General features: G+C 40.2%; 21 protein-coding genes and 3 pseudogenes. 10 read left to right on the forward strand and 14 right to left on the reverse strand.

Features of this window, described 5'->3' with window-relative positions; translation table 11 throughout:
* Positions 1 to 23: 23 nt before the first annotated feature.
* Positions 24 to 164, reverse strand: a complete 141-nt coding sequence (locus tag HWQ38_RS14695) for a hypothetical protein (RefSeq protein WP_292794695.1) — start codon at positions 162 to 164, stop codon at positions 24 to 26.
* Between the two features lie 160 nt (positions 165 to 324).
* Positions 325 to 516, reverse strand: coding sequence for a hypothetical protein (locus tag HWQ38_RS14700; RefSeq protein WP_292794725.1), 192 nt, complete (start codon positions 514 to 516; stop codon positions 325 to 327).
* 13 nt (positions 517 to 529) lie between these two features.
* Here HWQ38_RS14700 and HWQ38_RS14705 point away from each other — a divergent pair.
* A pseudogene (locus HWQ38_RS14705) lies at positions 530 to 673 on the forward strand (IS701 family transposase); the annotation flags it as partial.
* An 8-nt stretch (positions 674 to 681) separates the two neighbouring features.
* A complete protein-coding gene (locus HWQ38_RS14710; protein ID WP_292794697.1) occupies positions 682 to 906 on the forward strand; it encodes a hypothetical protein in 225 nt (74 codons plus the stop codon).
* Positions 907 to 925: 19 nt separating this feature from the next.
* Here the strand turns inward: HWQ38_RS14710 and HWQ38_RS14715 are convergent, their stop codons facing one another.
* Positions 926 to 1,699: an AIM24 family protein gene (locus HWQ38_RS14715; protein WP_292794698.1), complete on the reverse strand. Its 774-nt coding sequence runs from the start codon at positions 1,697 to 1,699 to the stop codon at positions 926 to 928.
* 231 nt (positions 1,700 to 1,930) lie between these two features.
* Between HWQ38_RS14715 and HWQ38_RS14720 the strand changes: the two genes are divergently transcribed.
* A complete protein-coding gene (locus HWQ38_RS14720; protein WP_366933292.1) occupies positions 1,931 to 2,428 on the forward strand; it encodes a nuclease A inhibitor family protein in 498 nt (165 codons plus the stop codon).
* Between the two features lie 169 nt (positions 2,429 to 2,597).
* On the opposite strand, the gene HWQ38_RS14725 is transcribed toward HWQ38_RS14720, so the two are convergent.
* The 11 genes and pseudogenes from HWQ38_RS14725 to HWQ38_RS14775 all read right to left on the reverse strand — a co-directional run bounded on the left by HWQ38_RS14725 (position 2,598) and on the right by HWQ38_RS14775 (position 19,018).
* Positions 2,598 to 2,729, reverse strand: coding sequence for a hypothetical protein (locus HWQ38_RS14725; RefSeq protein WP_292794700.1), 132 nt, complete (start codon positions 2,727 to 2,729; stop codon positions 2,598 to 2,600).
* Between the two features lie 87 nt (positions 2,730 to 2,816).
* A pseudogene (locus HWQ38_RS14730) lies at positions 2,817 to 3,658 on the reverse strand (transposase); the annotation flags it as partial.
* A gap of 408 nt (positions 3,659 to 4,066) precedes the next feature.
* On the reverse strand, positions 4,067 to 5,248 hold the full coding sequence (devC, locus tag HWQ38_RS14735; protein ID WP_292794724.1) for an ABC transporter permease DevC: 1,182 nt from the start codon (positions 5,246 to 5,248) through the stop codon (positions 4,067 to 4,069).
* A gap of 41 nt (positions 5,249 to 5,289) precedes the next feature.
* Positions 5,290 to 6,489 (reverse strand): ABC exporter membrane fusion protein, encoded by a 1,200-nt coding sequence (locus HWQ38_RS14740; RefSeq protein ID WP_292794701.1) that lies wholly within the window; start codon positions 6,487 to 6,489, stop codon positions 5,290 to 5,292.
* 322 nt (positions 6,490 to 6,811) lie between these two features.
* Positions 6,812 to 7,312: an aspartyl/asparaginyl beta-hydroxylase domain-containing protein gene (locus HWQ38_RS14745; RefSeq protein ID WP_292794703.1), complete on the reverse strand. Its 501-nt coding sequence runs from the start codon at positions 7,310 to 7,312 to the stop codon at positions 6,812 to 6,814.
* Between the two features lie 7 nt (positions 7,313 to 7,319).
* Complete coding sequence (locus tag HWQ38_RS14750) at positions 7,320 to 8,588, reverse strand: cytochrome P450 (protein WP_292794705.1); 1,269 nt, start codon at positions 8,586 to 8,588, stop codon at positions 7,320 to 7,322.
* Positions 8,589 to 8,630: 42 nt separating this feature from the next.
* Entirely contained in the window at positions 8,631 to 9,917 is a 1,287-nt protein-coding gene (locus tag HWQ38_RS14755; protein ID WP_292794707.1) for a cytochrome P450, read from the reverse strand.
* Positions 9,910 to 12,075 (reverse strand): AMP-binding protein, encoded by a 2,166-nt coding sequence (locus tag HWQ38_RS14760; protein ID WP_292794708.1) that lies wholly within the window; start codon positions 12,073 to 12,075, stop codon positions 9,910 to 9,912. The genes HWQ38_RS14755 and HWQ38_RS14760 overlap by 8 nt, the downstream gene beginning before the upstream one ends.
* A gap of 82 nt (positions 12,076 to 12,157) precedes the next feature.
* A complete protein-coding gene (locus HWQ38_RS14765) occupies positions 12,158 to 13,084 on the reverse strand; it encodes a sterol desaturase family protein (protein WP_292794709.1) in 927 nt (308 codons plus the stop codon).
* Positions 13,085 to 13,125: 41 nt separating this feature from the next.
* Positions 13,126 to 17,808, reverse strand: coding sequence for a type I polyketide synthase (locus HWQ38_RS14770; RefSeq protein ID WP_292794711.1), 4,683 nt, complete (start codon positions 17,806 to 17,808; stop codon positions 13,126 to 13,128).
* A gap of 103 nt (positions 17,809 to 17,911) precedes the next feature.
* Positions 17,912 to 19,018: a phosphoserine transaminase gene (locus HWQ38_RS14775; protein WP_292794713.1), complete on the reverse strand. Its 1,107-nt coding sequence runs from the start codon at positions 19,016 to 19,018 to the stop codon at positions 17,912 to 17,914.
* Positions 19,019 to 19,701: 683 nt separating this feature from the next.
* Here HWQ38_RS14775 and HWQ38_RS14780 point away from each other — a divergent pair.
* The 7 genes and pseudogenes from HWQ38_RS14780 to HWQ38_RS14810 all read left to right on the forward strand — a co-directional run bounded on the left by HWQ38_RS14780 (position 19,702) and on the right by HWQ38_RS14810 (position 24,153).
* Positions 19,702 to 20,681 (forward strand): IS630 family transposase gene (locus tag HWQ38_RS14780; protein ID WP_292794715.1). Its coding sequence is split into 2 segments (ribosomal slippage): positions 19,702 to 20,094 and positions 20,097 to 20,681, totalling 978 coding nucleotides; the frame shifts between segments, so codons are not numbered across the junction.
* Positions 20,682 to 21,152: 471 nt separating this feature from the next.
* The gene (locus HWQ38_RS14785; protein WP_366933293.1) at positions 21,153 to 21,581 is read left to right on the forward strand and encodes an element excision factor XisH family protein; all 429 of its coding nucleotides are present in this window, start codon (positions 21,153 to 21,155) and stop codon (positions 21,579 to 21,581) included.
* Positions 21,569 to 21,904, forward strand: coding sequence for a XisI protein (locus HWQ38_RS14790; protein WP_292794717.1), 336 nt, complete (start codon positions 21,569 to 21,571; stop codon positions 21,902 to 21,904). The genes HWQ38_RS14785 and HWQ38_RS14790 overlap by 13 nt, the downstream gene beginning before the upstream one ends.
* Before the next feature lie 4 nt (positions 21,905 to 21,908).
* Positions 21,909 to 22,925: pseudogene (locus HWQ38_RS14795) on the forward strand (site-specific integrase).
* Between the two features lie 3 nt (positions 22,926 to 22,928).
* Positions 22,929 to 23,402: a hypothetical protein gene (locus tag HWQ38_RS14800; protein WP_292794718.1), complete on the forward strand. Its 474-nt coding sequence runs from the start codon at positions 22,929 to 22,931 to the stop codon at positions 23,400 to 23,402.
* A gap of 200 nt (positions 23,403 to 23,602) precedes the next feature.
* Entirely contained in the window at positions 23,603 to 23,908 is a 306-nt protein-coding gene (locus tag HWQ38_RS14805) for a hypothetical protein (protein WP_292794719.1), read from the forward strand.
* Between the two features lie 11 nt (positions 23,909 to 23,919).
* Positions 23,920 to 24,153 carry a ParB N-terminal domain-containing protein gene (locus HWQ38_RS14810; protein WP_292794721.1) on the forward strand — a complete coding sequence of 78 codons (234 nt, stop codon included), beginning with the start codon at positions 23,920 to 23,922 and terminating at the stop codon, positions 24,151 to 24,153.
* Positions 24,154 to 24,173 lie beyond the last annotated feature (20 nt).

A 24,173-nucleotide genomic window follows, 5' to 3' on the forward strand; every position in this document is an offset into this window, starting at 1 on the left:
ATTTCCATTTTTGGAAACAATGCCTATTTTACAGCTATTCTAGCCTTAACTGAACCGTATTGGTGTGAATCTTGACTACGAATGGGAAATTCTACAAATCCCACTGGATGATCAGTAAAGTGTAGTACAGACAAACCGGGATTATCTTCTGTCCCATAGGCCATAGATGCATCTATGTATTCACCCTGTAACCGTGCTAGTTCATTATGGGAGTTGGTTTAGCGCATTCAGTAATCTCGCCAGGCCATAGTTTAAGCCAGGGCATCAACTGGGAGCAAGTCAAGCAAGTTTTCATCTCTCTGCTGATTTCGCCAATTACAGAACTTACGCATTGACAAAATAGGCGGAGAATGCATGGAATAAATCAGGAATAAATAGGCGATGCCTGCGGCGGGCGTAGCCATCGCTAATCACCAAAGGCATTGAAAGACGGATAATACTGAGGTTGTCTGCATTAAGGGTGACGACTATCAGAGCGACTACCAAGCCATCGAGTGCCAAGTGTGACCTGAACACTTATACTCTGTTAATACTTTCAGAATCAAAGTACCCAGGCTGCACACGTTTGGCAGAAATCATGGAAGATTTATCTCACGATAGTGTCAACAGATTTTTGCTGCGTGAGCGGTATGAACCCAAAGATTTATTTGATGAAATCAAGATACATATCAATATAGTAGGGTGAGCCAGTGCGTTGGGCGGGTTCCCCGACTTGAAGCAACTGGCGAACCCGTAAGGGTGAGCCAGTGCGTTGGGCGGGTTCCCCGACTTGAAGCAACTGGCGAACCCGTAAGGGTGAGAACATCTGAGGCTATTAAAACTCATTTCTTCAATGCCATTCGTGCGTTTACTTTGAGCGAAGGGCGATGCCTACGGCGGAACGAAAAGCGACGATCGCAATCATGATGTGCAATTCTCTGCCACTTTAACTCAAATTACTGCTGCCACCTAATTGGGCTGCTCCCTCGGGTGCTGGTGGGTGGTAAGTCATAGACTGTAACCCCAAACGACCAGGGCCAATAAAACGGTTGAGAGTGAATGAAATACCGCCAAGCATTACTCCAATAGCCCCTAAAATGCCGCCACTAGATTGCAGCGCTGTTACTGTCTCCATCTTCACTGATGAGTCTTTCCATAACCATGCTCCTGGCTCTACATCCAGTACTTCTCCAGGAGCAAGGTACTTTTCAAAGACATTACCGTAACCGTGGATTAAAAGCAGCCCTCCTTGTTGTTGACCAATGAAGCGGTCAATAAATAAACCACCACTGCGACTAAAAAAGAGGTTTGCCAGTCCTCGCTGGAAAAAGAAACTGTACTCAATATTACTGGTAGCTAATAAAAACTGATGTTCTCGAACATCAACGGTCTGTCCACGCTCTAATTGCAGCACCACAATCTGTCCTGGAGCCTCACGAGAGAAAGCGATATTCCCTGGCCCATGTGCTTCACTGATAAAAATTTGCAGTCCAGCAAAAAAACGTTTGGCTGCCCCTTTCAAGCCTTTGACACCAAGGCGAACATTCGGATGTTTCCACAGCAGAATATGATGTTCAAAGTAAATCGATTGCTGTTGCCCTAGATGGACATCTACTACAGGTACTACTTCTCCTTCGATTCTCAAGGTCAAGTCACCAGAATGAAAGAAATCTTTCGGATTTTTTAATTCAGGTATCGGTTCACTACTGAAGTCTGGCATAGTCTTTACTTTTCGATGGTTGTTTTATAAATCATTTTCTCCCATTATTGGGGTTTGCTTCCCAAGTCTGGATTGTAACTGAAATAAGTATGGCAATTAGTACAGCCAAAAATCCCAAAATCACATTCCAAAAGACAATTTTAATCATAATTTCGCTTTTTATAAGTAATTTTATTTATAATTAAGTCCCTAATAGGGTGTCAATAAACTCAACTTTTGGGATGATACTTTGTGAAGTGCGATGCCCTTCTCTACGAGACGCTGCGCGAACGGCGCAGGCTCAGGGTAAGACCTGCGGCGGTAAACTACGCTCTATTATGGCTTATGACTAAAACTAATTCAGAAATCCTAGAACAGCTAAAACGGGCATCTGATGGCTTACTCATGATGAGCGAGTCTGAGTACCCCCTAGAAGCATTTTTGTGGGAGACTACTGTACCCGCGATACCCGAAAAAGTCATACAACTGACTAGTCATCCTCAAGACACAACTATTGAAGTAGTAGATATTGACAGCTTTTTTAGTGTAGCGACCACCCCCGAAGATTGGCATGAGGATGATGAAAAGGCTATAGTTGCCAGATTTCAAAAACTACTAGAGATAATAAAATCGAGCTTAAAAAACCCGCAGGTGTATCGCTTAGGACAAATCGAAATTGATGCTTACATCGTCGGCGAAACCCCAACAGGTGATTTAGCAGGGCTTTCTACTAAGGTTGTAGAAACTTGACAAAAACTCACTGAATATCTATCTTTTCTTCAATCGTGTCTTGAATATTTTCAGGCACATTGGACAGAAAATTATATCCGATTAATATAAATTTGATAGTCTTCAATTTGACTTGGCTTTCTTTTTAAGAATTATTTAATATCTAAACAATAGTATGTAAGGCGATCGCTTAAACCGCAAGTTGCCTCAGCAAACAAAGTAAATCTTTATACTTTACTGTATCAGCAAGGTAAATGCCTGTGAGCGATGGAACAGCGCGATCGCTCAAGTTTCCTCTAAGAAAATAGACATCGCTTTTCATCTATTATCAGTTCATTGCTATCAAAACTGATATCAAATGCCTGAACAAAAATCCCCACCCAGCGAAATGATTCGCGTCCCTACGAGACAGTTTCGCCATCACTCGATTGAGGCTAAATCTTCTTTTACCTTGTCCCTTACGGGTTCGCCAGTTGCTACAAGTCGGGGAACCCGCCCAACGCACTGGCTCACCAAACTTTCCCTCAATAGAATTACGAATCCTTTCATCTGACAAAGCTTGCTTCTTTTTTTCTTTACTCACATTGGCTGGAGGTCTACCTAAAGGGGAACCACTAATTCTAATACCTCGGACGGACAGTCCGCCCAAGTCGGGGAACCCGCCCACGCGGCTGTCCTCTTCTTTGCACCAAGCTCGGTTCTAAGAGTGTGCGATAAATTTTATCAACATGAACAGATTCTGGATAAGAACCAGTGTAGTTTTTAAAGGCTTCGACTTGTGCTTTTAAATCTCCTGATTTATTAAAGTTATCCCAACTAATATGGTCTAAAAACACATATCCCTCAAAGCAACTAGCCGACAGTTTTGCGCCAAATTCCACGGGATTACCCGCTTTTCCCCGAATGATTGGGCGTATATGTGGTTGGTTTAAACTAACAATGCGGTCATCAATACTCTGTTTTTTATTTTCATATAACCATAGTTGTTGACGATCTACTTCTGCTACTACCAGCAACATCTTATATTGTCTATTAGTTAAATTTTCTAGAAATGCCCCTAATGCCATCCGAAATCGCTTTGCTGGCACTCCCATCTAAGAGAGAGAATTCCTCAGAATATTCGTCTTCAAATTCTGCCCAGGGTATTAAAGATGCCAGAACTACCCAACGATTATCTGATGATAACTTGCCTGAAAACGGAAATTCAAAGTTCTCTGGTGAGATTAAATTTTGCCCCGGTTTTCGGTACATAGTTACAAACAGCACACTTGTGTACTGCTGGTCGCGGTTATGCAAGGATTTTGGGCTATTTTACCCTCAAGTCTTGCACCTGAATATACTTCTTTGGTCAGATAATCTATATACTGTGAGCTTCTCATTCTTTTTCAGCAACCCCTAATTAGCTTCTGTCTTTGTCATGGCGCGATCGCAAAGCCCAAAACTCTTATTCTGTCATGGACTCACGGCAACTTTATTATTTAATGGAACTCGACAACTAATTCAGAAAGATCCGAAAGAATTGAGAGAATAATGCTTTCAGCCTCTGTCACGGCAACTTTATCCTTTAAAAAACGGCAAACAATTCCTTTAAGTCACAACTACACAGGCTATGAAGTATTTCGTGGCCATTTGGCTAAATTATGGTTCAAATCACACAAATCATGAGAATATGTCTGCGGGGTCTGCGGAGCGGAGCTTGTTGGTAGCTAATAATCCAGAAATCATACACATTAAAATTGTTGATAAAAGTATAACTAACATATTGTTTAAAGTCATTATTATTGGTAATTTAGTAGCTTTTATCGCAATATTGTATATACCTAGAGAAATAATGAATCCAGGTATATAACCTAAAATTGCTAAGATGACAGCCTGTTGAAATACGACATTCAATAAATAAATATCTTTATATCCTATAGCTTTTAAAGTAGCATAAGCAATTATTTGACTAGAAATATTACTATAAAGAATTTGATAAACAATTCCTACACCAACTATAAAAACCATTATTAACATGAAGTTAAATATAAAACCAATAGGTGTTCTAGTAGCCCAATATTTCTTTTCAAAATCGTTAAACTCTTGGTAGGTAAATACTCGAATATCATTAGCAAAATATGCTTGAATATTTTCTACAACATTTTGTACATTAATACCGGATTTCAAAGTTACTATACCGATATCGATCATTTCTGATGAACGAATATTTAGAAATATCCTCAAGAAAGTTAAATCACTGACAATTAAATTACCATCAACTCCAAAAGAAGGTCCTAAATTAAATAACCCGCCTACTCTAACCTTGTAACCTTGCACGGAATTAAAGGGAAAAATTTCAACTGTCTGGTCAGTATTAGATTGCTCAAATCTCTCAGCGATTGGCCCAAACTCTGGACGAGAACTTCTGTCAAATAGGACTACATCAGGAATTTTAAGTTCATCTAAATTATCTGGTAATTCTGGTAAATTTAAAGCTACTTTTCCTGGTTCAACACCAATAAGATATATTGAGTATTTTTCACCATTAACTGGATTTTTAAATTTAGCAAATCCTAAATACATAGGGCTGACAGACTCTACACCATTAAATCCTAAAACTTGATATAGACGAGTTCGAGAAAAGCTTTGATTGGCTGTCAAGGATTTATATTGAGAACTCACTAAAAATAAATCTCCTCGCAGACTATGATGTAACTGAGTAGCGCTGGAATAGAGAGCATTTTGAAAACCTATCTGTATAAATATTAGAAGAACAATAAAGGCAATACCAACCACAGTGATTAAAAAACGATCTTTATTTCGGACTAATTGTAGCCATGCTAAAGGAATTTTAGAAAACATCATTTTAGGCTATAATTTACTAAAAACTTCTGATTTGGTAGTTAGATTTGAATAGCAACATCTACTTGTAAGTTAGTTAAACTTGAGACTCGTTGATTATCTACTGGATTATCAATGCGGATTTTTACTTCAATCACTCTGCGGTCTGTATCTACTTGTGGGTTGGGACTTAAAATACTCTGTCTGCTCACTTGTAAACCAACTTTACTCACAGTTCCCATTAATCTTCCAGTAAAAGCAGTACTGGAAATGATCGCTCTTTGACCAATAGACACTTTCTCAATATCAGTTTGATAAATTTCTGCAACTACATACATTTGAGATGTTTTACCTATATCCATAATCCCTGATGAAGCGATCGCTTCTCCAGTTTTGGTATGGATTTTCAAAACTTTTCCGTCTATAGGAGATATGACGTAAGTTAAATTCAGTTGTGCTTGTGCTTGTGCCACAGCAGTGATAGCGCTCTTAATCTCGGCTTGTACTACTTGGACATCTACATTACGTACCTCTTTAATACTGGTCAGTTTGGCTTGTCCTTCCTTAATCTGATTTTGAAGATTACTCACAGTATTGTTGAGATTAGCATTAGCTTCTTTTAACTGTTGTTGTACTGTCTTAAATTCCAAATTTTTACTATCTGAAGTAGAAGCGGAAATTGCACCTTCTTTGTACAAAGACTGATACCGATTGTTTTCAGTTTGAGCATTATCTAACTGTGCTTGCAAACGGGTAATTGTTGCCTTTTGGGTTATAATTTCTCCTTTTATTTGAGCCTCTAAGCGACTGACAGTAGCTCCTTGGGCTTCAATATCTCCAAATTTAGCTCCAGCTTTGACCTGTGCTAATTGAGCTTTAGCAACTTGAACTTTGTCGTGTGATTGTTGTAGAAATGCTTTAGCCTCAGCATAACCATGCAGTAACGCTACGACTTGCCCTAATCTAACCTCATCTCCTTCCTTGACTAACAATTTTTCTACCAGGACACCGCTTTGTGAATTGGGAGCCGATAAGTGAGTCACCTCGCCTTCAGGCTCTAGATATCCCAAGCCAGTAATTGCAACTCTACTAGGATTTGCTTTTATAGATTTTATTGGCTGAGTTTCAACATGATACCAAAACCGTAAAAAATAGATAGATGCTACTGCTATAGCTATAGCTAATGCAATGGAAATTGTTAGAATTATTTTCCATTTATATTTGAGTTTTTTAAATAATTGGCTTTCTTTATCTAAGTCCATCTTTACCCCACGCTCAATAGTTAATCTTAGTAATCTCAATAATATCTAATTAGTTACTAAAAACTCTGCATTTTTGTATCTTTGCGTAGTATATGAAAAATCTCAAACTTTGCATAGCGGTATATGTTCATACTTAAATTAATAGCTAAAAGTAATAGATAGAGGTTTTAGCCTGTGGGAAATATCCGTGTTGCAGCACTCAAGCTAATCTTGTGATTACTGAATAGATATCAAGCAATTATTAAAAAAGTGAATTAATGGCAATTTGATCATCTCGGACTTATTGTTATCAAATCTTTCTGATTTAGGTTGAATTCTATACCTAAAATAGCTTTAAAAAGTTAGACTTTTTGAAATCGATCAATAAAATTATTCTACTGATATTGCTGCGATTCCAAACTTCATGCTCAACCGTATCATCAAAAACTAAGCACTTGCCTTCTTGCCAGGTTTTCGTTTCATTCCCCACCCGTATCTCACAGTTATCAGGCACAATTAAACCCAAATGACAACGAAGTACAGTATTTATATATCCCTCATGAGGAACAATATGAGTTCCAGGTGCAAGGGAAGAAAAAGTTGCTGTACTCATTCCAGAGATGGATTCTACTAATTTTGTTGTTTCTGGACATAAGCGGCAGTTATGCTCTATTTTTTTACCAAAAGAATACAAAGCAAGAATATCCCAGCCTTTATTATAAAGAAACTCTTTTTGCCAAGGATTAGAATTAAATTGTTGTAGACTATTTAACTCTTCTTTAATGAGCAGCCAGTTAGATTCCAAGCTCTCTGTAAATTTGAAATTAGTAGTTTCGTAAAACATTTTTTGATTATTTTATATTCGTTGGTTTGAAGATAACAGGGATAGCTTTTAAACTACGAAAAGCAACCTTGTTGCGCCACTCAAGCTTGTCCTGTGACAGCTTTAACTCAGGCAATTGCTGTACAAGTGCAGTAATGGCAATTTCAGCTTCAATCCGTGTCAATATTGCACCCAAACAATAGTGAATACCATCAGCAAAAGCTAAGTGACTATTATTAACTCGTGTAATATCAAAGGAGTCAGGGTCAGGAAATTGTGCAGGGTCGCGATTTGCAGCACCTAAAGCAACAAGAACTTTCTCGCCAACTCGAATAGTAATATCATCCATATCAACATCTTCAGTTGCTACTCTTGTAGTGATTTGGATTGGACTGTCATAACGTAGTATTTCTTCTATAGCACTTTGGATAAGTGTTGGTTGTGATTTTAGCTGTTGCATCTGCTGTGGGTGACGTAATAGAGCAAGCATACCGTTACCTATGAGATTCACTGTGGTTTCTTCACCAGTAAAGAATAACAACATACAGACAGATATAATTTCTTCTTCACTTAACTTTTTATCCTGTTCTTTGACTACAATCAAGGCGCTCAATAAATTCTGTTGAGGATTTTTTTGACGTTGTGCAATTAAGCTTTTAAAATAATCTGTAAACTCCAACACCACTTTATTCATGTGTTCATAATCTTCTAAAGACCTGAGTGGATCTAAAATATTAGACAGTTCATCCGACCAATGATATAGTTTAGACCAATCTTTAATAGGTACTCCTAATATTACGGCAATGACATTGCAAGGTAATGGACAAGCAAAATCGGATATTATATCCATCGAATCTCTGTGTCGAACTTTATCAATCAGTTCGTCTGCAATTTGTTGAATTTGGGGACGCAAAAATTGGAGACTTGTAGAAGAAAAGGCTTTACTAATTAGTCCTCGCAATCTAGTATGCTCAGGCGGATCTAAAAATATTAGCCATTTGTCAATAACTTGTGCAAGCCTATCGAGATTTTGATGATTCAAATAATAGCTTTTATGTTTAACATTTTTTGACATTTTATCAACACAAAAGCGAGAATCGCGCAAAACTGCTTTGGCATCAGCATAGCGAGTAAGTACCCACATTCCCCTAAAGCTTTGATGTATTGGTTCAACAGAGCGAAGACTGTGGTAAATAGGATAGGGATTTGTCCGAAATGCTGGGTCATAAGGATTGAATTTGAGAGCTTTTGCAATCCCTGATTTTTGAGTCTTATTTGTATGAGTAATTGGCTCCATTTCACACATCTCCTGTGAATATCTAAACTTGACAGAAATGACTTAGCAAGTAAAACTTATAGGTAAAGCATTTAAGCCACGTATGACTATGCTCTTTTTCCACTCAAGCTTGTTTGATTTTAACTTTAAATCAGGAAACTTTTGAACTAATGTGTTAATAGCAATTTGAGTTTCCACACGTGCTAGTGCAGCTCCTAAGCAATAATGAATACTATCGGCAAAAGCAACGTGCTGATTCTGTTCTCGATTAATATTTAACTCGTCGGGTTCTGAAAACTGTGCTGGATCTCGATTAGCTGCTCCCAAACAAAGAACTATCTTTTCCCCTGCTTTAATTGTTTGGTTGCCTATTTCTAAATTATCAGTAGCGATACGGGTTAACATTTGAATTGCACTATCGTAGCGAATTACTTCTTCTACAGCACTTGGGATTAATGTTGGTTCTCTTTTGAGTTTTTCCATTTGGTTTGGGTGTTGTAGTAATGCCAGCATTCCATTGCCTATTGTGTTGCCTGTAGTTTCTTCACCAGCTCCAAATAATAATGTGCAAATTGCCAATATTTCATTTTGACTTAGCCTGTCATTTTGCTCTTTAGCTGTAATCAAATTACTAATCAAGTCTTCTTGTGGATCTTTTTCTCGTTCGGCAATTAGAGTACTTAAATATTCCTGAATCTCTTTTGTAGCTTTATTCATTGCTGCATATTCTTCTAGTGACACCAGTGGGTCTAAAATACGGGACAAAACATTAGTCCACTGATGAAGTTGTTGTTGAGCTTCTTTTGGTATTCCTAATAATCTACTAATTACACTGACAGAAAGTGGACTGGCAAGATCGGCAACAATGTCCATACTTCCTTGATGCCGAACTTTGTCAAGTAGCTCATGCACAATTTCCTGAATACGGGGACGCATACGCTCAACAACCACCGGAGAAAAGCTTTTACTCACCAACGCACGTAATCTAGTGTGGTCTGGTGGGTTCATATAAAATAAAAATCGGCTAGTAGTATAAGCAAGAGTATTTAGATTCTTTCCCTTGTCTTGGAGATATTTGTTTCTTTCTTGGATTGATTTTGGTCTGTCATCAGTCCGAACACAACCACTTTTTAAAACCGCTTTTACATCAGCATATCGGGTAACTATCCAATCACCTCCAACAAAGTATCGATGTACCGGATCTTCTGAGCGGAGTCGATGGTAAGTTGGATAGGGATTAGCGTTAAATTTAGGGTCAAAAAGATTGAATTTAAATGCTTTTGCTAACTCTCGTTTATCGGTATTTTGAGTACTAATTACTTCTGGATTCATACATTTTTTTTCAAACACTAACTGAAGATTGGATTGATGGTAATAAATGATATTCCTCTACTAAGTATTTAGCTAGAGTTTCGATACTGGGATACTCCCAAAAAAGAATAATTCCCAGTTCACAACCAATCCATTGACCTAATTCACCTGTTATGCTAACTGCCACTGCTGAATCTAACCCATATGCAGCAAAAGGTTCTTGAATATCTATGTCATCAGGCGGTATATTCAGGTACAAGGCAAGATGAGAAATTAGCCAAGTTTGAATCGCTTTTTCTGTCAGGTTTGGCTTGAAATGTTTCTGATTATCTTTAAATTGATTAACATCTGAATTCTGCACTTTTTCTGAAAGGTCTTCTACTTCTGCTTGAAGTTGCAGTAAGTCTATTTGTTCAAGATTTGCAGTCCAATTGCCGACAATATCCAAAGTTTCATTTAGAAAACCAACTCGACAAGCATGGCGCTGAATCTTGCCGCTAGAAGTTTTCGGGATACTCGCTGTCTTTAGCAGGATAATGGCATAAACTTGTAATTGGTGCTGCTCGGACACTGCCTGACGAATAGACTTAACGACCTCATTAATATCCAACTGAGGTAAGTAAGTACGCTCTATTTCTTGAGTAATAACTAGCTGTTCAACACCTTTTATCTCTACTGAAAATGCTGCGCCGCAATTTGTTCGCAGTGCAGGATGGCTCTTTTGGACTGTTAATTCAATATCCTGTGGATAATGATTTTTCCCTCGAATAATTATCATGTCTTTTAAGCGACCTGTGATAAATAGTTCGCCATCAAGCAGAAATCCTAAATCTCCAGTGCGTAGAAATGGTTCTTCTTTTGTGTCTTCTAGTTGGGCATTAAATGTTTGTTGCGTTTCTTGAGGTTTATTCCAGTAGCCACCAGCTACACTCAGCCCTGCAACCCAAATTTCTCCGATTTCTCCATCCAGACAGCGAGTTAATGATTCTGAGTTGGCGATGCTCCCAGAGGGAGCCGTGCAAGGCACGATCGCAATTTTTTGGTCTAAACTACTATAACCAACACCAACAATCGCTCTGGCATCTTCTGCGTCCTTGGTAGTAGTCACAATGAGATTGTGTTTCAAAGCTTGCTCTTGCACAAAGCGAATCACTGGCGGTGCTGTTTTCAAACCTCCAGACACAATCAAAGTTGTTTCAGCCATTCCATAACAGGGGTAAAAAGCACTCCTTCTAAAGCCACAATCTGCAAAGGTTTCTGAAAACTTCTCAATAGTTTCTGCCCATACAGGTTCAGCGCCATTGAAAGCAACCTCCCAACTACTCAAATCGAGGTGTTTACGTTGTTCAGATGTAATCTTTTCAACACATAGATCATAAGCAAAATTAGGCCCGCCACTGGTAGTCGCCTGATAGTCAGAAATGGCTTTTAGCCAGCGAAAGGGTTTTTGTAGGAAAGACTCTGGCGACATCAGTGTGACTGAGCAACTACCATATAGAGGCTGTAACACTCCACCAATCAGCCCCATATCGTGGTAAGGAGGCAGCCAAATTACACCTCGACTGTTAGATGTATGCTCAAAAGACTGATAAATTAAAGCGGAATTATATACTAGATTGTCATGATTCACCATTACCCCTTTTGGGTTTCCTGTCGTACCAGAGGTGTACTGGAGAAGTGCTAGGGAGTTGTTAGTAATCTCAGGAAAAAACCAATCATCTGACAATTCGTTGGGAATTTCATCAGTTGCTATACATTGTAAAGCTACTAATTCTGGTTCTTCTTTAAAGCTTTGTCCTAATTTAGTAATCACAGATGATGTGGTGAGTGCAAAAGTTGCCTGTGCGTCTTGTGCAATAGCTTGCAGTCGTGTCATCCGTTGTTTACCTCGTGGTGGATACACAGGTACAACAGTTGCACCTGCATATAAACCTCCAAAAAAAGCAGCAATGAATTCCAGTCCAGGTGGATAGAGAAGTAGGACTCTTTCTCCAAAAGCTTTCATGCTTTGAAGTAATGCTGCAATAGCGCGTGCTTTTTGGTCTAATTTTTCATAAGTGAAGCTAACTTTTTCTGTTTCTCCATCTACCAAAAAGGTATATGGCGCTTGATTTGGTTGTTGTATTGCCCTATAACGTAATAGGTTAACTAAAGTTGCTTCTTGTGGAGAATGTGGTAAAAATAAATCGTTATTCATAGCTCTTTTGTATTTGAAATAGAATTTAGCAACGGTAAAAACAGTGAAAATCACAACTAACTATTTAGACTAGCATAAATTGTCAGTGAGCTATATCGATCCCTTTGATAAATGGAGCTTGCATTTGTTTCAAAAAACTCATCGGGTAATTTCGATTTAAAAGACCCAGTTCGGATACATTTTTATCATTAGGAAGAAAGTAAGTGCCAAAAAGAATGTCCCAAATTATTACATGATTTCCGTAATTATTGTTTGATTCACTAATATTTGTGGAGTGATGCCAGCGATGTAGCTCAGGGCCACTGATGATATAATTAAACCAGCCAAGTTTTACGTCTATATTGCAGTGCTGAAAAAATCCTTTAATTGAGTAGATAACAGAGTAAAGTGCCAGTACTTCCTTGGATACGCTAAGAAAAATGAAGGGCAAGCTATCGCACAAAAGTTGCAGCGATCTATCTAAGGGATGAAATCTCCCAAGATTAAGCCAATATAATTTGTGAGCTGAGTGATGTACGGCATGAAATCGCCATAACAGATTCCATGTATGAGCTGCACGATGTAACCAGTATCTCAAGAAATCACCAGACAATATCATAATCAAGATTTGTATCCAGATAGGATAGTTGTGCGGCCATAAATCACTTAAGTTCAAATTATTGTTGTTGATAAAGTCGAATAACCAACTCACTGAGAAAATGGAAAGAAGGTAAGGGAGTAATACCTGTACCAACATCATAAAAATGAAATCAGTTCCAACATCGCTCTTACTGGGCAACCACTCTTTCCGATAAGGAAGTACAAGTTCAAAAAAAGTTATTAGACCGACTCCAGCAATGATTGTAGCTACGTAACTACTAAGGAATACGTTTATGCCATAACTTTTCAGTCCATAATAAATTATCAGACCAATCGACATGACACCTGGGTAAACTGTCCATATCAAAATATCACGAAATCTTACATTCACAAGGCTCTTTTTCTCCATTTTTAAATTAGAAATATCCAACAAGTACGCTGTTTTGTAATGGAAGCAATTATAAATTTATTCTAAATAGCTTTTCTCTGCATCTCTAAAATATGGATATCTGGATTAATGACAATATCTTGAAGTAAAATCATAAAGTCTTCCAAAATTGTATTAATTGTACTTTCAAAAAATAAATCGACATCGTATTCCATCTCTCCCCAAATGCCTTTTGCCCCTATTCCCAGATGCAGAGTTAAGTCTCGTCTTGCTCCCCTGAATGGTCTATTTTGTATGCGAACAGAAAGATGTTCTGAAATTTTCACATTCTCAGTTAATAAGGGAATCTCATTGTGAAAAATTACTACTATTGGTAGAGGAAATGTGTGAGCATTATCTGTTTTGGACAGGGGTACAGTTTCCAGAATATATTTCAAGGGAAGAGCGCTGTAGGCATACGCTTCTAAAGTGGTTTTGCGAACAAGATAAAGTAACTGTCGGAATGTGGGATTGTTTTCTAATTTTGCTTTAATTGGAATCTGGTTAATAAAGCAACCAATTAAAGCTTCAATATCAGATCGATTGCGATTAGCAACAGTAGTACCTATACAGAAGTTAAGCTGATTTGTATAGTGATAAACTAATATCTGTGAAGCTGCTAACAAAAGCATGAATAAAGTACAACCTTCTTGTTTGCTGAGTGCTTGGAGTTGGGCTGATAAAATTTCAGATAGTTGGAAAGGGTAGATGGCTGCTCTCAATCCCGGCACAGCAGGACGAGGTTGATCTGTTTTGATTTCAGGGACGACCAGATGCGGTGCAAGCTGTTGTTGCCAGTAGCCTTGTAGTGTTGCCAGTACCTCTTTTTGCAGCCATTGACGTTGCCAGACAATAAAGTCTGCATATTGCATTGGTAATTCTGGTAAAGGTGAGGATTGCCCTTGGGAAAATGCTTGATAGATTGCTCCAAGTTCCTGAAGAAAGATAACCATAGAAGAGCCATCTGTAATCAGGTGATGGAGAGTAATCAGCAATATATGTCGATTTTCTGAGAGTCTCAGCAGTGTGGCTCGTAAAAGCGGCCCTCGAACAATATCGAACGATTCGTGAGCTTCTTTTTGGGACAACTTTTGCATTGTTATTTGTTGTTCTGCTTGAGATAGCGATTGTCCTTCTCCTGTCGGAGATGCTGCGCGAACGGACACGCTACGCGATCGCAAATCCACCACCGACAATGGTAGATTCATCGTCGGATGAATAATTTGAGTCGGTTTTTGTGCGGCAATATCAAAAGTGGTTCGCAAAGCAGCGTGACGATGCACTAACTCATTCAGACTGCGTTCTAAGGCTGGAATGTCGAGTTCGCCCGTAAAGTGTAGGGTGAAGGGTAGATTGGCAAAGGGATTACTTGGGTCTAGTTTTATTTGCGAGTAAAATGACTCCTGAGCAAAAGACAAAGGCAAAGCAACAGCCTCTGTCCTCGTAACCATGATGGGAGCATCATCAGATTCACTTTTAAACAAGGTCAATTGGGTCTGTAATTGTTGAGCCAGATCGAGCAGGGTCATGTTTTCAAATAACGCCTCGATTGACAACTCTAAAGCAAAGTCTTTTTTTACACGGTTTACTAGTTGAATTAACATCAACGAGTCCAACCCCAAAGTATTGAGCGGTTGTTCAACATCTAACTGAGATGGAGGCAATCGCAACACTTTAGCAATTTGTTCTATCAAATATTCTTCAAGCAGTTGCTGCTGTTCTTCTGGGGATGTTGCAAGTTGCGTTCGCGTAGCGTGTCCGTTCGCGCAGCGTCTCCGACAGGAGAAGGACAATCGCCTTAATGAAATATTCGATTCAGGGACAAGAATTTCAGAAGTAGGTACGTCTAGATTTATGGTTTGGCTGGTCAAAGAAGATTCATATTCATCGGTGGAAAATGCAGTTTCTTGGTGATGTCGAACTAGAGTAGTGATGAGTTTTGGTAGGAGTTGCACTTCCTGTAATGAAAATGATTCTGTTTGGGCAAGAATTTGAACAATCTGTTCTGCTGAATCTTCCCGGTCAAGTAAACTAGAAATCAAAGAACGGTGAGGTAGTGGAGATAGAGCGCTTGGTTGAGACGAGCGACTACTGCTGAACCAATAGCTTTGTCGCTCAAAGGGATAGGTGGGTAGTCGTAGGCGATCGCGGCGATAATCGCGATCGAATCCTGACCAATTAACAGGTACTCCTAAAACGTAGAGTTGTGCCAAACTGGACAACAACTGCTGCCAGTTGAATTTCCCCGAACGTAGGCTTGGCAGCCAAGTTCCAGCCCCTTCAGGTAGACAACGCATACCCATCGACAATGAACTGGATTTGGGACCAATCTCGAGAAATACTGTAACTCCTTGCTCGTGCATAGTTTGCATACCCGTTGCAAATCTTACGGGTTCACGGATTAGACTTACCCAGTAGTCTTTTTTGGTCATTGCATCAGGAGATAGCTGACCTGTAACACCAGAAATTAAAGGAATTTGTGCGGGAGAGGGGGTATAGTCTGACTTATATTGGGCAAAATCAATCTCCAGCGATTTCATCAGTGGGGAATGATAGGCATAGGATGTGTCCCAGCGAACAGTTTTGACTTTTTGCGCTTTGAGATCGGCCACAACTGCATCAACTACCTCTTGCTGACCGGAAATTACAATTTGCGGACCGCCATAAAAGCCAATACCAACCTTGTCACCATAAGGTTGAATTGCAACCGCTACTCGCTGTTCATCTGCAAGCACGCCGACCATCGTCCCCTTTGAGTTTTCAGATTGGATATGCCGCTGTCCAGAGATTACAATCTTGAGTGCGTCTTCCAAACTGAACAAGCCAGCAACATAGGCAGCCGCATACTCTCCTATGCTTATTCCCATAATGATTGTGGGTGTAATTCCCCAAACTTTCCACAATTCGCAAAGTGCTACTTGCAGCGCAAATGTTGCTATAAATAATTCTGAATCAGAATATACTTCATTGGTAGAATTTTCTGGGGTATTGGGGGAATAGAGAATATCAAGCAAAGACTTTCCCAGCAATGGCTGAACGATCGCATTACACCGATCAAGTACTCGGCGGAAGGTGGGTGCTTGTTCGTATAGTTGACGGTCTAGTCCTAGTGTGTAGTTACTCAAGCCACTAAACAAAAATCCAATCTTAGGAGTCTTCTTTGGCTTCACACAGCCACTCACCAACCCCGCAGACTGTCCAGATAACACAAATGCCTTCAGGCGTTCTGCAAATTGTGCTGTAGAGTCCCCAGTCACAGCCAGCCGATGATTAAATAGAGTTCTGCCAGTATTAGCACTAAAACAAACATCCGCAATTGATATATCAGGATGGTTAACTAAAAATTCGTGATAACGCTGGGCTAGCGATCGCAATGCTGTTTCTGTTTTGGCAGATAGAGTCAGCAGATGTAAAGGACGATCAATCTCAGAAGATTCCACAACTTTGGAGGGTGCTGCTTCCATCACTATATGAGCGTTTGTACCGCCAAAGCCGAACGCACTCACGCCTGCAATACAGGGGCGATCGCTTGGCCAAGGTTCCAGGGTTTGCTGCACTTGTAGAGGCAGTTTATCTAATGCCACATTTGAATTTGGCTGCTGAAAATGCAAGTTCGGCGGAATCTTTCCATACTTGAGGGACAATGCCACTTTAATCAATCCAGCAATTCCACTAGCGGCCTCTGAATGTCCGATATTGGTTTTTACAGAACCAATCCGACATTTATCTCCAAAAGAGCGATTCGCTACTAGGACATTTGCCAGGGCTTTCAGCTCAATCGCATCCCCTAACAAACTTCCAGTCCCCTGTGCTTCGACATACTGTACTGAACTTGGTAAAATTCCGGCATCTTGATAAACTTGCTGTAGTAGTGTCTGTTGTGCTTGCAGATTAGGAGCAGCCAGTCCATTACTACGTCCATCTTGATTGATTGCACTACCCCGGATGATCGCATAGATGGGATCGCCATCTGCCAATGCTTGAGACAGCAGCTTCAGCACTACAACACCAACTCCTTCACTCCGCACCAAGCCATCGGCTTGAGCATCAAATGCTCTGCAACGTCCCGTAGCCGAGATCATCCCTGCATTTGTGAGGCTTGCTGTCACTTCCGGAAATAGCATGATGTTGGTGCCGGCGGCTAAAGCTAGGCTAGATTCCCGGCTACGCAAACTCTGACAGGCAAGATGAACTGCTACTAGAGAAGAGGAACAAGCGGTGTTAATTGCCAAACTCGGACCCGTAAAGTTAAGCAGGTAGGAAATACGGTTAGCAGCAACACTGCTGAGATTGCCATTGGCTGCATAGCCATTAGTTGTGCGTGCTTCTGCCATGATTTCGTAATAATCAGAACCGGCAATACCAACGAAAACTCCTGTTGCGCTTCCTGAGAGTTTTTGAGGGACTAACCCAGCATCTTCGAGAGCTTCCCAAGTGACTTCCAGTAACAGCCGTTGTTGAGGATCGATGCTAACGGCTTCTTGGGGGGCGATGCCAAAGAACTGCGGGTCAAATTGATCGATTTGCTCTAAAAAACCACCTTGGATAAGTTGCGCCTGTGATGAACTAGGACTGGGGATAAAGCAGGAATGTAGATTTTGGCGTTCGGAGGGAATCGGTGCGATCGCGTCAATTTGATTGCAGAGTAGATGCCAAAAAGCTTCGGGAGTGATTGCACCTGGAAAACGGCATCCGATCCCAATAATGGCAATAGGTTCAATATTCATAGTATTCACTCCTCAACTTGGCTGAGAATTGCATCTCAACTCTGGCAATCAAATGAACAACATCTAAAAAGTTCATATAGCAATTGTTTTGTTACGAATCGTGTTAACCGTAGCGTTGCTGGAAGTCAACCATAAATGCAGCCAGGACTTCTACTCCAGACTGAGTGACAGCATTGTAAAGTGATGCCCGCAAACCTCCTATTGAACGGTGTCCATCCAAGCCATAAAATCCGTTTTCTAGTGCGGTTTTGAGAAATAGAGGCTCTAAATTGGGGTCTGCTAAACGAAACGTAACATTCATCAGCGATCGATATTCCCGAATAGCATGACCTCGATAAAATCCTCCGCTTTCATCAAGCACCTTATAAAGAGTGGCTGCCTTGGCTTGGTTTATCTGTGCCATTGCCGCCAATCCACCAATATCTTTCCGTAGCCAACGGCTAACTTGCATCACTACATAGAAGGCAAACACTGGAGGTGTATTGTAGATTGACTTACTTTTAATATGAGTACGGTAATCTAACATTTTATGTAAATTAGAGGGAATTCTCTGGAGAAGATCATCTCGAAGTATCACTACTGTTAAACCCGCTGGCCCAAGGTTTTTTTGTGCGTGGGCATATACTAATGCATAACGGTCAACTGCTATCGGCTGAGATAAAAAATCTGAAGCCATATCGCAAATTAACGGTACATCAGACATCCCAGGCAGGTAAGAAAACTGTACTCCCTCTACTGTTTCGTTCGAGACATAGTGTAAATAGGCAGCTTCCGACGAAAGTACTAGTTTTTCAGCTGCTGGCAATCGGTTATAACCGCTATCTCTGCCATCCCACACCACCCGTACTTCTCCTTCAATGCTTGCTTCAGGCACTGCTTTTGCACTCCAGTAACCAGACACAATATACTCCGCAGTTTTTTTGCTTCCATGTAAGAGATTCATTGGAATCATGGAAAACTGTAGACTGCTACCTCCTTGTAAAAAAAGAACATGATAATCCCTTGGGACTCCGAGTAATTCCCGCAAATTATTTTCCGTCTCGTCTACTACATCACGAAACCAATCGGAGCGATGACTGATACCTAAAACCGACAAGCCAACTTCCGGCACATTCATTATGGCTGCTTGAGTAACTTTTAGCACTTGCTCAGGTAATGCTCCAGGGCCTCCAGAAAAGTTTAAATGATTACTCAAATTTTCTAAGGCCATTAGAAAAATTCTCCAGTCAATTTTAGAGGTTTAAAATTACAACTATTACACTAGAAAAAAATATTTAAGTTTAAACTTCATCAAATCAAAAAAAATACACTTTAAAGAATAATTTAGCCCTTAGAATCCACCAATGATAGCCTAGCTTTATAGAGTCTGCAAGCGTCTTAAAAACCAAAGAATTATACATTGACAGGAGATCTTTAACCGGCTCATTCATCCGTAAATCATACAGCATACCTAACTTAATTCCGACTTTTAAGGACTGAATTATGTTTCTCTATAAATTGTAATGTACAAGCATTAAATTCGGAATTTCTTAAAGCTTGCTATTCTACCAAAAAGAATAATCTGAAACTAATTCGCAATTACATTTTATGATGGAGATTTAGACCCCGACCCAAAACGTTCTCCCTGTGGATGCAGGGAACTTAAACCGCCAAACTTTGTTTACCTTAGTTTTATTTTATTTTCAACGTTTTTAACCTCTCTAGTATTTATCCAATTATTGTTTATATAAATTTAATTTACAACATATCAATAGTAAAATTTACATCTTTACAAAAAAAAATTTTCACTTTTCCCACTTTTATTCTCTTGATTAAGTAGGTGGGCATAAAAAAACTAAACTATGTAAATATAAGTAAATATGGAGAATGCATATACATGAGGTGGCTTAATATATGGGCGCTCGTTTAAGGGTATTTCTAACTCGTGAGCAAGACCAAACTCTGTTAAATCTAAGAAGTCTTGAGGTGCCGCAGAAGGTTAAAGATAGGGCAGAAGTAATCAGGTTAAACGCACATGGCTGGTATGTAGAAAAAATAGCAGTCCACTTTGATTGGGATAAGCAAACAGTTAGAGATGTTTTGCATAAATGGAGAAAGCAGGGTTTAGAGAGCCTTTGGGAATTACCAGGTCGAGGGTTAAAACCCAAGTGGAAAGAAGAGGATGTCGTGTTTTTAGAACAATGCCTAAGAATTGAGCCACGCACATATAATAGTTCCCAACTATCACAGAAGTTAAATGCAGAGCGTAACGTGCAATTGAGTCCCGACAGATTAAGACGGGTACTCAAAAAAAGGGGATTAATTGGAAACGAGCTTTTGAAAGTCATAAAGGAAAACAAGACCCTGTAGCACGAGCAAATAAACAAGCAGACCTCGATATGCTGGAATTAGCTGCGGCGACAGGAGAATTAGACCTAAAGTATTTGGATGAATCTGGGTTTTGTGCCTGGAGCGAACCGGGTTACACCTATTACTTTCAAGGTGAGCAAAAACGCTTAGAACAGACTAAACGTCGTGGTCGTAGATTAAGCATTATTGGGTTCCTTCAACCTTTGCTCAGTTTTGTTTACGGTTTGGTAATCGGGGGTGTTAACCGTAAGTCTTATATCCAAATGATGGAGCAAGAAGCCGAGTCAGCCCAAAGAACGGGACGTACTAGGGTAATTGTCCAGGATAACGGACCGATACATCGATCCCTTGAGGTACAAAAGTTATGGTCAAAATGGGAATGCATGGGTTTATACATCTTCTTTTTGCCCAAATATTGCTCCCAAATGAACCCGATTGAGTTGGAGTGGCAACATCTTAAGAAAAATGAACTATCTGGGCGAATATTTGATGACGAATACTACCATTGCTTATGCCGTAATTGATGGTGTTCAAGCTAGAGGAGAAAAAGGTAACTACAGTACAGAGCGTGTAAAATTTAACCCTAAATCTCCTACTTAACTTTTCGTTACATAGTTGTAAATTTTTTCGCCCACCTACTTACGGCTAATTATAGCTATTAAGTGCAAACCATAGCAGTTTGTAAGTGTGTATCGCTTGAATGACGCATCAGAGGCGATAACAAAGACAACCAAAATTTCTCGGCAGCGCAATAGTTTCTATTTTCGTTGCCAATATGCTCCCTCCGCGATCGCATATTGGTGAAAATGTTGTGTATCCGGGGAAGTGGTATTAATCGTAGTTTTAGTCGGATAAAAGATAAGGGTATCTTATTTTGTCTTGAAGCGGTGTAAAATGAGGGCAATGACGTGGAGTGTCTGCCTTCAAGCGATCGCTAGTCTGAGATCGCTTACAAAAATTAAGCCCTAGAATAGGGAATCGGTGTTCGGAAAGATATGGGGTATGCCAGCAAGAGATGTTTTTCACGATGCAGTCCAGTCAAGCATGGATTAATTGCCAATGGATGGAAAATTACCCATGACCCATTGCCAGTTAGTTTTGAATTGGGGGATATGTATATTGATTTGGGTGCTGAAAAACTTTTGGCCGCCCAAAGAGGGGAGGAAAAAATTGCGGTAGAGATTAAAAGTTTTGTCAGAACTTCAGCAATCTACGAATTTCATACAGCATTAGGACAATTTATTAACTACCGTCTGGCACTTTCTGAGCAAGAACCAGAACGCACATTGTATTTAGCAGTGCCAATTGATGCTTACAGTTCATTTTTTACAATTAGGCTCGTACAAAATATTATCCGTATTCATCAACTGAAATTAATAGTTTATAACCCAGAAACAGAGGAGATAGTAGAGTGGATAAACTAACACAGTATCGACAAATCGTGCAACAACTGCTACGTGAATATGCAGAAATTGGTAGTCCTGATCCAGATGTAGAAACACAAATAGTCTTTGATACTGAACGCGACCACTACCAATTGATGAATGTGGGTTGGAAAAATCAACGCCGCGTTTATGGTTGTTTTTTACACATTGATATTAAAGATGGGAAAGTCTGGCTGCAACACAATGGTACAGAATACGAAGTTGCTGAACAATTGGCAAATTTAGGAATTCCTAAGCAAGATATTGTGATTGGATTTCACTCTGCTTTTAAACACCAGTTTACAGATTATGCAGTTAGTTAAGCCAATGAACTACAACACAGATTCTTTACCTGCAATCAAACTTATCTCTCTTGATGGTGAAAATCCATTGAATATTCAAGGAATAAGGAGTACAAAAACGTCTGCACCTACGGATATTCGGTGGGTAAAGGTACTGAAATTTTTACGCAGCAATAACCTTGCACCCAATAGCCGCAAGCTTTAGGAGCGCGAACTGAAGCGGTTTTTGGGATGGACGCAATTACACTATCATGAACTACGCCCACGTCAGTTCGCGCTATATAAAGAGTACTTGCGGGATGAACTGCGGACTGATGTTGGTAAACCGCTTTCAAAAAGCAGCATCAATGCGGGAATTGCTGCCCTTAAAAGCTTTTTTAAATGGATGTGCTATACCTATCCTGATATCATTGCTACTAATCCGACACTGGGGATTAAACTGGAAAAAGTGCCTCTGCCACCAGCCCAGAGTTTAACGTCCGAACAGATGGATCGGGTCTGGTCAGCATTGGAGTTATTAGGAGAAACAAAGCAACGAGATACTGCACTTGTCCACATCCTTAGTCATGGTTTAAGGGCTGGGGAAGTTGTGGATTTAAATGTTGGCTCCTTTGATGGCAAGCTACTGTTTTTACCAGATACCAAAACGAATGAACCACGCCTAGTGCCACTGTGTCAAGAAAGTCGCCAAGTGGTGGCAGAATATTTACAATTGCGCGAACAGCAGGGGGAGGTTTTGACTAGCCTTAGCCCACTGATGATTTCACACCATGCCTCATACAAGGGTGAACGCTTGAGTTATCACGGGATTTACTTTGCTGTAGAAAAAATAGGTGAACTCGCTTGTGTTGAAGATTTGCATCCTCACTCCTTTCGCCACACCTACGCCACTGATTTATTGCTATTGGGAGTTGACCCCAGCCATGCGCGTAAGCTGACAGGACATACTAGTGAGAAAGCGTTTCGACGGTATACACTCCGCAGTGAACAGTCAGCGGGGATCGCTGCCTACTATCGTGCAATCGGCGAAGAAGCGGAGTAAGGTATGCCAAAGCCACTCGATCCCAAGTGTCAGTTATGCGCCAAACTGCCAACAACTCAAGCTAAAGTTTTACATGGAACAGCAGGGGATGGATGTTGGAATCCCAAAGTCTGTCACAATCGCCGTTCGTTTTATCGCCGCCGAACCCAGAATGAGAACAATGGGACAGAAATTGATGCAATCGCAGTCGAACCACCAGCAACATATTTTGCAGTTCTGTATTTGTATAAAGAAGCGGGGGATAAACCATTACACGCCTTGGGTGCAGAACTCTGGCTGGGGCAAAAACCTGTTTGCCGTTTAGAACCAATTCACTGTTTTGGGCTAACGGCTGGCAAGATCCGTGCCTATACAGATCAGGTGTTGCAGGCATTTGCATTTCAATATGGTGTCTCACTATATCAATATAAGGATATGTTTGAGATTACCTCAAGTTACTGCCCAGTGCGACCCTGCCCGTTAAATCCTGAATTGTAACAATGACCACATACCGTCAATTAACAATCTGGGATGTGCTTGATGAAATGTCATCAGCTCCACCAACATCAACACTAGCACCTGTGTGGGAATGTTTAGATGCCTAGCTAGAAAGTTTACCTTTAGAAGCACAGTTATCAACCGTAACAGTTGCCTTCAGTCAAATTGCGGATATTCTGAAGTCTCATGCAGAAGTGCTGTTGCAAGATACGCGCGATGGCAATAGTCTTTTGGGGCCAATTGTTAGTACCGATCTCTTTGCTGGTCTAGTGCGAACGACAATGCATCTGGATTTAGAGGATTTGATTGAACCAAAAACACCACAAACCTTTAAACCACATGGACTACACCAATTTTCACATCCAACTGAGTCGGGTGATTCTGTAGTAGCACCTGTTGAAAAAGCGAATGTTTTGGCAATGCTTGATCAGGTGACAAGTTTAGAAGATGTCCACAAGCTGGCGGGTGATGAAGATGTAGAAAACAAGGGCAGCATACTCCTGTAATTCTCATTCCTTTGTCTAATGGTAGATACTTATTGTTTGATGGAGAAAGACGATGGCGATCTGCACCTCAGCTTGGATGGAAAACACTAAAAGCTGTATTTATACTTACTGGGATCGAAGCAGATGATCGTGAACTTCATCGACAAGCCCTTTCAACAACTTTGCATAGAGAGGATCTTAATAGTCTCTACTTGGCAGAATCTTTAATTCCAGGACTTACGCAACTGGCACAATGCGATCGCTAACAAATAGTACTCTAGTACTA

The sequence above is a fragment of the Nostoc sp. NMS7 genome (assembly GCF_017115085.1).
Taxonomy (GTDB): domain Bacteria; phylum Cyanobacteriota; class Cyanobacteriia; order Cyanobacteriales; family Nostocaceae; genus Nostoc.